The organism is Niabella terrae (assembly GCF_054783135.1).
In genome coordinates this window covers 26,406-35,510 of sequence record NZ_BAAGRD010000014.1, presented here as the reverse complement: position 1 = coordinate 35,510, position 9,105 = coordinate 26,406, and the positions used below count along the sequence as shown (strand labels likewise).

General features: G+C 46.6%; 8 protein-coding genes. All 8 read left to right on the top strand.

All coding sequences use genetic code 11. The features are described 5' to 3' along the window. Positions 1-206: 206 nt before the first annotated feature. The 8 genes from ACYVI9_RS14365 (at position 207) to ACYVI9_RS14330 (ending at position 9,073) form a co-directional block, all read left to right on the top strand. Positions 207-602, top strand: a complete 396-nt coding sequence (locus ACYVI9_RS14365; protein ID WP_460765594.1) for a response regulator — start codon at positions 207-209, stop codon at positions 600-602. Between the two features lie 4 nt (positions 603-606). After that, positions 607-1,674, top strand: a complete 1,068-nt coding sequence (locus ACYVI9_RS14360; RefSeq protein ID WP_460765591.1) for a sugar transferase — start codon at positions 607-609, stop codon at positions 1,672-1,674. A gap of 10 nt (positions 1,675-1,684) precedes the next feature. Beyond that, positions 1,685-2,386, top strand: a complete 702-nt coding sequence (locus tag ACYVI9_RS14355; RefSeq protein ID WP_460765589.1) for a TolC family protein — start codon at positions 1,685-1,687, stop codon at positions 2,384-2,386. Positions 2,387-2,395: 9 nt separating this feature from the next. After that, positions 2,396-4,615 carry a Wzz/FepE/Etk N-terminal domain-containing protein gene (locus ACYVI9_RS14350; protein ID WP_460765586.1) on the top strand — a complete coding sequence of 740 codons (2,220 nt, stop codon included), beginning with the start codon at positions 2,396-2,398 and terminating at the stop codon, positions 4,613-4,615. A gap of 6 nt (positions 4,616-4,621) precedes the next feature. Further along, on the top strand, positions 4,622-6,070 hold the full coding sequence (locus tag ACYVI9_RS14345; protein WP_460765583.1) for an O-antigen ligase family protein: 1,449 nt from the start codon (positions 4,622-4,624) through the stop codon (positions 6,068-6,070). A 92-nt stretch (positions 6,071-6,162) separates the two neighbouring features. Beyond that, positions 6,163-6,786 (top strand): acyltransferase, encoded by a 624-nt coding sequence (locus ACYVI9_RS14340; RefSeq protein WP_460765580.1) that lies wholly within the window; start codon positions 6,163-6,165, stop codon positions 6,784-6,786. Further along, positions 6,786-7,943, top strand: a complete 1,158-nt coding sequence (locus ACYVI9_RS14335; RefSeq protein ID WP_460765577.1) for a glycosyltransferase — start codon at positions 6,786-6,788, stop codon at positions 7,941-7,943. Before ACYVI9_RS14340 ends, ACYVI9_RS14335 begins: the two co-directional genes overlap by 1 nt. Before the next feature lie 2 nt (positions 7,944-7,945). Continuing rightward, positions 7,946-9,073: a glycosyltransferase family 4 protein gene (locus tag ACYVI9_RS14330; protein ID WP_460765575.1), complete on the top strand. Its 1,128-nt coding sequence runs from the start codon at positions 7,946-7,948 to the stop codon at positions 9,071-9,073. Positions 9,074-9,105 lie beyond the last annotated feature (32 nt).

Here is a 9,105-nt window from a genome sequence, read left to right as displayed (position 1 = left end):
TACAGGAACAATAAATGCCGGGAAAGCCTTTGTTGACAGGCGGAAAGGCTTCTTCCGGTCGTCGTTTTGGGGCTTACCAAAGCATTTAACCCTTTCAAAGATCAGAAAGGCCCATTCGGCGAAATATAATGGCCGTTTATCTATTAATGACTACTTTTACAGGAAGTTCTTTTTACTAAGAAAGACTGCCTAATAAACTCTGTAAAATGAAAAAGACGATACTGATAGTTGACGATGAATTGACGATACTGAAGCTGCTTGAATTCGTACTGTCCAAAGAGTATCATGTGGTACTTAAAACTAATGGTTACGAAGCCATCCAGTGGATGGAAGAAAGCAATAAACCCGATTTGATTATTCTGGATATCAATATGCCCTATTTTAACGGTCCGGAATTGTTGAAATCAATTAAAATCAGCGGATTATTTTCCAATATTCCTGTAATCGTGCTCACCGGATCGGTGGATACAGCGACCATCGAGCAGGAATTAAGCTTTAAAGTTGACCAGATTTTCCGGAAACCGTTTGACCCTAATAAACTAAAAGATGCAGTCAAGTACTTACTTACCCAACAAAACAAACTCAGTTCATCTGAAAACTAATGCTTTGAGCCAGTTGGTGGGTATCGCTTATATCGGAGACCGTTTCTTCAGTGAATTTGTGGAAGCGAATGAAAGCCTGTCCCAATACCGGCTGGAACAATACAGAGACCTGGCGGTTTTTAATGCCCATATCACCAGCTCGTCCATTGCTGAAATTCCTTATGCGGTGCTGATCGAAGCCTCCGATGACCAGCAGGTATTTCGGGATGTGGAAACCATTCGGGCAAGCGCCCTGACTTCCGGAACGATTATTATTATTCTTACCGATATCAACAAGACGGAACTGCAGCAAAAAGCGCTGAGTGCGAAAGCAAATGATATATATTTTAAACCCTTTGACATCGAAACGATATTCGAAAGGATTAACTTTCTGATCCGGTTTAAACTGATCCGGCCACATGAACCGGATAAGTTCCTGCAGAAGACCAAGGAATACCGGATGCCGGTGGAAAAAAGGCTCTTTGATATTCTGGTCTCCCTGTTTATCATTATCTGCCTGTCACCCTTGTTTTTATTGATTGCCCTGATTATTAGGCTGGAAAGCAAGGGGCCGATTATCTATAAAAGTAAAAGGGCGGGAACCGGCTATAAAATTTTCGATTTCTATAAGTTTCGCTCGATGGTCGTCGATGCAGATAAGAAGCTGGAGAACCTGAGCAAAAGCCATAACCAGTATGCGGCGGACAGCAAGCAGGAGGGTAAGCAATCGGCTTTTGTCAAAATACTGAATGACCCGCGCATTACCCGTTTTGGTAATATTCTGCGCAAGACCAGTATGGATGAATTGCCCCAGCTCTTTAATGTACTGAAAGGGGATATGTCGATTGTGGGCAACCGCCCCCTGCCGCTTTATGAAGCCGAGCAGCTGACTTCTGATCAGTTCGCGATGCGCTTTCTGGGTCCCGCTGGCATTACCGGGCTCTGGCAGATCAGCAAAAGGGGAAAGGCTGAAATGTCGGAAGAGGAAAGAAAAGAGCTGGATAATACCTATGCCAAGGACAGCTCCTTTCTGATGGACCTGAAAATTATGATCAAAACGGTACCGGCATTATTACAAAAAGAAACTGTTTAAAGTATATCTTATGAAAAAGATAATTTTCTTATGCTCCGTGTTGCATCTGTCGTTGCTGCCGGCCCTCAGGTCTCAGGAATCCATTATCAATAATGTGGATGATATTTTACTGGGAAAATATATAACACTGGCCCAGCAGTTTTATCCACTTAAGAAAGCCGCCGATGCCAATGTGGATAAATCAAGGGCCCAGCTTTCCATGGCCACAATGAGCGTACTGGACATCTTTAATGCGGGTTATTTCTACAGCCCCCAGAAAAACGAAGGGCTGATCTATTTACCCGGGGGTGCCAGCGGAACTGCCAATGTTGTCATGCAGGGATTTCAGTTTGGGGTCAATGTGAACCTGGGGAATTTGCTTTCCAAACCCGGACAAATCAAATCTGCCAAAGCGGATTACCGGATCGCTGAAGCCCAGCGTCAGGATTTTAATAATAACCTGGCCAGTACCGTTAAAGCCAGATACTACGAATACCTGAGTGCCCAGAAACAACTGGAACTGAAAAGCCTGGCTGCTAAGGACATGAAAAGCATTCTGAACAATGCACAGACACAGTTTCAGAATGGAACCATTACTATTGAGGTCTACACTACTGCGAAAAGTGCATCAATTACTGCCGATGCCGAATCGCTGGATGCAGAAGTGGAGTATTTAAAGGCCAAAAATGCTTTAGAGGACATGATTGGAACCAAACTGGAAAGCGTTAAATAGTATTGTATAATGACACTAAACTTAAATCTAAAAGATTTTTTAAAATATTTATTGCGTTTTAAATGGCTGTTGCTCTCGTTGCCCATTTTATTTGCTGTAGTTACTTACCTGCTGGCCAAGAAGCTGCCCAAGGATTATAAATCTTCGGCGCTGGTTTCAACAGGTATTACCAACCAGTTTCAGCAAACTGCCCTGTCTAACGGACAGCAGATGGACTTTTTCAAATTAAGCCAGCAATTTGGTAACCTGCTGGAGATGATGAAGTCCAAACGCAATGTCAATACCCTGTCCTATAAACTGGTATTGCATGACTTGAAAATGCCCTCCGAGGCCTTCAAGGAAATGCCCGGTTCGGTCGAAGAACTTTCCCAGGAAGACAGGGCCCGGATGATCACCGAGTATGAGTATCGTTTGAACCACGGTCTGCTGATTTCCGTGGCAGATAACGGAGAACGGATCAAACTCTTTGATGTACTTAAAGAATACGGTTATGATGAACAGAGTATTCTTAAGAACCTGGAGGTCTACCGCAATGGCGAAAGTGATTTTATCAAGATAGATTTTCTTTCGAATAATCCTTATTTGTCCGCCTTTGTGGTCAATACTTTTGCCACTGATTTTATTGCTTATTATACCCATCTGTCGGTGGCGGGTCAGGCCGAGTCACTGGCTTTGCTCGACAGCATCATGAAGCGCAGTGAATCTGAACTGCAGCAGAAAGAAGCAGCCGCACAAAGCGCGGCCATAGGCGCCGCTTCCCAGACCGCCAGTGCGGCCAATGCACAACGCCGGGCAGAACAGAACTATTCCCGCTATGCTGAAGCACAGGGGCAACGGCAGCAGTACATCCGGCAGATCAGTTCCATCAAAGGAACCCTGGCCGATATCGACGCCAAGCTCAGAGGCGAAGGCGGGTATCTGAAACAGGAACAATCGAAGCAGAATGCCAGTATTATTGCCATCGAATCCCAGTTGAAGATTGCCAATCAGAAATATATTAATAATAATTTCAATCCACAGGATAAGAAAACGGTAGATTCCTTACAACGGATTAAGGACCGGCTGATCAACAGCGCGACCGGAACCGCCAACCTGAATCCTGCAACCGTGCGTCAGGACCTGCTAAACCAGCGACTCAAACTCGAAGGGGACCTGGCGGCTGCTGAAAGCGCGCTGAATACGGTGGAAAAGCAACTGGCAGAATTGCCGGCGGGATCCATCGGTGGTGGCGTAGCGCTCCCCGCAGAAGGTGCCGCCCAGAATATTGCCCGGGATGCACAGTCGGCTTCCACAGAATATGAAGCCATTCGAAATCAGTATACCCAGGCGCAACTGGCTGCCAAGACAGGCTCACGACTGGCTCTTGCCGAGCCCGGTTTACCCGGTCCGGCCGAAAAATCGAAGAATATTGTCTATGTGGGACTTTCGGGAATGTCCACTTTTATTGTTTGTGTGACGATTTTGTTTTTGCTTTTTGCCCTGAACAAGCGGGTCTACAGTGTACATAGGCTGGCCGTACTTACCCGCCAGAAAGTGCTCGGATGCCTGAACCTGATCGAATCAGAGGATAAAGACCTGCGCAATATCTGGAAGGACAATGGAAATTCGGCAGAGTTTACCATTTATAAGGATTTGCTGCGTTCCCTGCGATTTGAGATTAATAAGCAGTTATCGGAACAGCATAATGTACTGGGCATTACCAGTCTGGTGGATGGCGCAGGTAAAACCTTTCTGGCCGGCAGTCTGAGTTATGCCTTTGCCATGATGGGCAAAAACGTGTTGCTGATATGTGAGAAAGATGGTAATATCCTGGACCTGGTCACCAATAATAAAGCCAGTGACCGGCCACCTTTACAAAAATTTGAGTCCTTCCTGGTGAAAAAGCATATCCAGATCGAAGACCGGATTACCATATTGAACCGTAATACCACCAAGAATAATTCACTGCTGGAACTACGTGATATGAACTCGCTGGTGGCAGGTTTTGAAGTACTGAAAGATACTTTTGATATTATTATCATTGACATCGATAGCGGTACCGACATTCATAATGTAAAAGAATGGATGATGTTCTGCGACAGCTGCCTGTCTGTTTTCGAAGCAGGAACTGAATTTAGTGAGGAGTATAAGGATATGGTGGATTTTCTATCCGCACAGCCCGGTTTCTCGGGTTGGGTACTGAATAAAGTGAAGACAGGTGATATACAGTCTGCTGTTGAAAAGAACTGAATCTAGATGGCCTATTCGTTTCATACGCCAAAATTGTCGAAAGCCCATAAATGGATCCTGCTTTTGACGCTGGTGCTGAGTTTGTTGCTTAGCATGGCAGCGGTATGGAGTCAGACACTGGCCTTGTTAATGGTACCGGTTCTTATTGTTGCCGGCGTTACTTTTATCGTCTTATTGTTTAAGGAACCCTTTATCGGTTTATTAACCGTTATTACCTACTGCTTTTTTCTTTTTGTACTATCGCGGGAAGTCAGCGAGGATATACAGTTCGGACTGGGGACGGAAGCCTTATTGCTGCTGACCTGGCTCAGTGTATGGTATAATGCGAAGCGGTATGATTTCTCCGTATTAAAAAACAAACTGAGCCTGCTCTGTCTGGTCTGGTTTATTATCAGCGTATTGGAGCTGGTCAATCCTTATGGCGCCAGTCCGATGGGCTGGTTGCAAGAAATCCGGTCTACCGCTTTGTTGCCCCTGCTACTGGCACCTCTTGGCCTGGTACTGATCACCGACCGCAGGCGGTTAAACCTGGTGCTGTGCCTGATTATCATTTATTCTTTTCTGGGCGTTTTAAACGGGATGAAGCAGCAGTTTATCGGCCTCTCAGCCGGTGAGCAGCATTTTCTGGACGCCGGCGGCAGTATTACACATATCGTATTCGGACAGCTTCGGGTTTTCTCTTTTTATAGTCATGCAGGTCAGTTCGGACCTTCCCAGGCGCAGGTGGCTGTGCTCTGTTTCATATTGGCCCTGGGATTAAAGACCCGGTGGAAGAAAACGATCCTGTTTATCCTCGGCGGCCTGTTCTTTTACGGGATGCTGATATCCGGTACCCGGGGCGCATTTTTTGCCTTATTGGGCGCAGCCGGTTCTGCGCTGTTTTTTGCCCGGAGGTATAAAGTAATCCTCTGGGGTGCGATTGTACTGGCCCTGTTTGTAGGAGTCTTGAAGTATACCCATATTGGTAGCAGTAATTATAATATTGTCCGCCTGCGGTCAGCCCTGGATCCGAATGATCCGTCACTGAATGTCCGCTTCGAGAGTCAGAAAATTCTGCGGGAGTATATGGCTTCACTGCCCTTCGGCGGCGGATTGGGTGTTATTGGCACTTTCGGGCATTTGTATAATTCTGATAAGTTCCTGTCTACGATCGAGCCTGACAGTTATTGGGTAAAGCTCTGGGTGATGTACGGGATTGTGGGCTTTACCATCTGGTTTTGTATCCTGATGTACCTCTTGGGACGATGTTTCGGTATTGTTTGGCGGGTAAAGGACCCGGTCCTGAAAACCAAGCTGATTGCCCTGGGATCGGGGATTGTGGGACTGTTTATCTGTAGTTACGGCAATGAAGTAATGAACGATATTCCGTCATCTGTAATTATTTGGTTATCTTTTGCAATAATCTTAAATGCCTTTAGGATAGAAGGTCCGGAAAAGGAACCTCAAACCAGCTAAAAAGCAAGACTATGCCATTATTAATATTTATGATTCCCGGTGTTATATTTTTTATTATTGGTATCAGAGCCGGATTAAAACATAATTAAGCCATGAGCTTCAAGGAGCGTGTAAAGGCCAGCCCGTTAATTAAACGAACGGCAGTCTGGATGATGAATGCCAAGGGCGATCCCCGCCCCAGGCCCTGGATGCGCTATTTACTGAATCCATTTATCCATAAAAAAGGGAAGGGGGCCAGGATCAGGGGCAGCGTACGACTGGATATTTTTCCTTATAATAAGTTCCACCTGGGGGCCGGTTCAATCATTGAAGATTTTGCAACGGTTAATAATGGCGTGGGAGATTTGTATATTGGCAGGGAAACGATTATCGGAATCGGTTCCGTACTGATCGGTCCGGTATCCATCGGTGATCATGTGATGCTGGCACAACATATTGTCGTCTCGGGGCTGAATCATGGTTATGAGGATATTAGTTTGCCGCCCAGCAAACAGCCGGTGAGCTGCAAAGAGATCGTCATCGGGGATAATGTTTGGATCGGGGCCAATGCGGTGATCACTGCCGGTGTACAGATAGGTAAACATGCCATCATCGGCGCCGGTTCCGTCGTGACCAGGTCGGTGCCGGCCTACGCGGTTGCCGCCGGGAATCCGGCCCGCGTACTAAAGATTTTTAATAAAGAAACAAATACCTGGGAAAGGGTCCTGCCATCATAATGAAGGAAATCTGGATTATATTACAAATTTGTCTGGCGCTGCCGCTCTGGTTTCCGCTGGTACTATGGCTGATAGCCCGAATGCGCAAGCGCCCTGGCGTCAGGGGTCAGCGTGCCGAATATGATATAGGTATTATTGTAACGGCCTATCAGCAGACCGATCTCCTGGATGATCTGGTACAGTCAATTCTCAAATCCAACTATCAGCATTATCTGATTTATATCGTCGCGGATGATTGTGATATTTCCAATCTGCAATTTGAATCAGAGAAAGTGGTGTTACTGCGACCACCGGAGCGGCTGGGCAGTAATATTAAATCCCATTTTTATGCCATTGACCGCTTCCGGCGCCCGCATGAATTGCTGACAATCCTGGATTCTGATAACCTGATGGACCCGGGGTATCTACCCGCCATCGCTGCCTGTTTTGACCAGGGTTACCAGGCGGTGCAGGGGGTAAGGGCCGCCAGGAATACCAATACACTGTATGCCCGTCTTGATGAAGCCGGTGATATGTTTTACCGTTATATCGATCGTAAACTGTTGTTTGAGGCGGGTTCCTCGGCTTCACTTGCCGGATCAGGAATGGCTTTCACCACCGAATTATACGTATCCTTACTGAAGGAGGCGGATCTGTCCGGCGCCGGTTTCGATAAATACCTGCAGTATATGCTGGTGAGAAATAATTATAGGATCGCCTTTACTGACCGTGCCGTAGTGATGGATGGCAAGACCAGCCAGTCCGATCAGCTGGTAAAGCAAAGAGCACGATGGATCAATACCTGGTTTAAATACTGGATCTATGCCCTGAAGCTTTTTGTAAGATCGCTGACACACCTGAACTGGAACCAGTTTGGTTTTTCTATGATGTTGTTGCGGCCCCCGATGTTTATGCTGGGCATGGCCATTGCGGTCGTGCTGCTACTGGATTTGGTATTTCTTCCGGTGGCCCTTTGGGTCTGGTTGGGCGCTTTTATGATATTCGCAGCATTATTTGTTATGGCCTTGCGAAGTGGCGGGGCGGACGGGACCATTTATAAGTCCCTGCTCCATATACCACGCTTTGTTTTTTTTCAGGTGAAGGCCCTGTTGAAATCCCGGGTAGCCAATAAAATCTCTGTTGCCACCAAACATGACGTACAGGCTTATAAAAAATGACTATGGCAAAAAGAATCGGAATTGAAGTACAAAGACTGTTTCGGCCCCGTAAACACGGGATGGAAATTGTAGCGCTGGAGTTGCTCAAACAAATTCAGGAACTGGACCGGCAAAACGAGTATGTGCTCTTTGCGAGGGAAGATGCCGATCGGGACTGTCTGCAGGCGACTGATAATTTCCAGATACAGGCGCTGGCCGGCAGCAATTATATTCAGTGGGAGCAGTTTGTACTGCCCAGGTACGCCCGAAAGGCCGGTATCGATTTTCTGCATTCCACCTGCAATACGTCCAGCCTTCGCCAGGTCGCGCCATTAATGCTGACCCTGCACGATATCATCTATCTGGAATCCCTAAACTTTAAGGGTAGTACCTATCAGAACTTCGGTAACCTGTACCGCCGCTGGATCGTTCCTAAACTGGTCCGCCGCAGTAAGATTGTAGTTACGGTGTCAAATTTTGAAAAAGATACCATCATTGAACAACTGAAAGTTCCCGAAGAGAAAGTTAAGGTGGTATACAATGCCGTCAATCCGCGGTTTAATAATAGTTATGCCGAGCAGGATTTAACTGCCTTCCGCAGTAAATACCAACTGCCGGATGCTTTCGTGCTTTTTCTCGGCAATACGGCACCCAAAAAGAATACGCAGAATGTTATCAGCGCCTACCTGGAATACCTGACGGCAACCACCGATCCCATTCCGCTCGTTATTCTGGACTATGATAAATCGCTGTTGGCCGCCCGACTGCAGGAAACCGGTCAAAGTGCCCTAATGAAGCATTTCCTGTTTCCGGGTTTTATTACTGCTGCGGAAATGCCGCTGATGTATAATGCCGCCAGTTTATTTCTTTATCCTTCTCTGCGGGAGAGTTTTGGGCTACCGATTCTGGAAGCGATGGGTTGCGGTACACCCGTTGTTACTTCCAATACCTCTTCCATGCCGGAAGTCGGCGGAAACGCCGCTGTATATACTGATCCATATAAGGTGCAGGATATCGCTGAGAAAATGTCAGATCTGTTAAAAGATCCTGTGCGGGCACAGCAACTTAGTGAAGCAGGACTGCAGCGGGCCGCGGAATTTAGCTGGAAAGCAGCAGCGACTCAATTATTGGAATTATATAAGATAATGTGAGATTGACTCGGGCGGGTATGCAGGTTATTCGA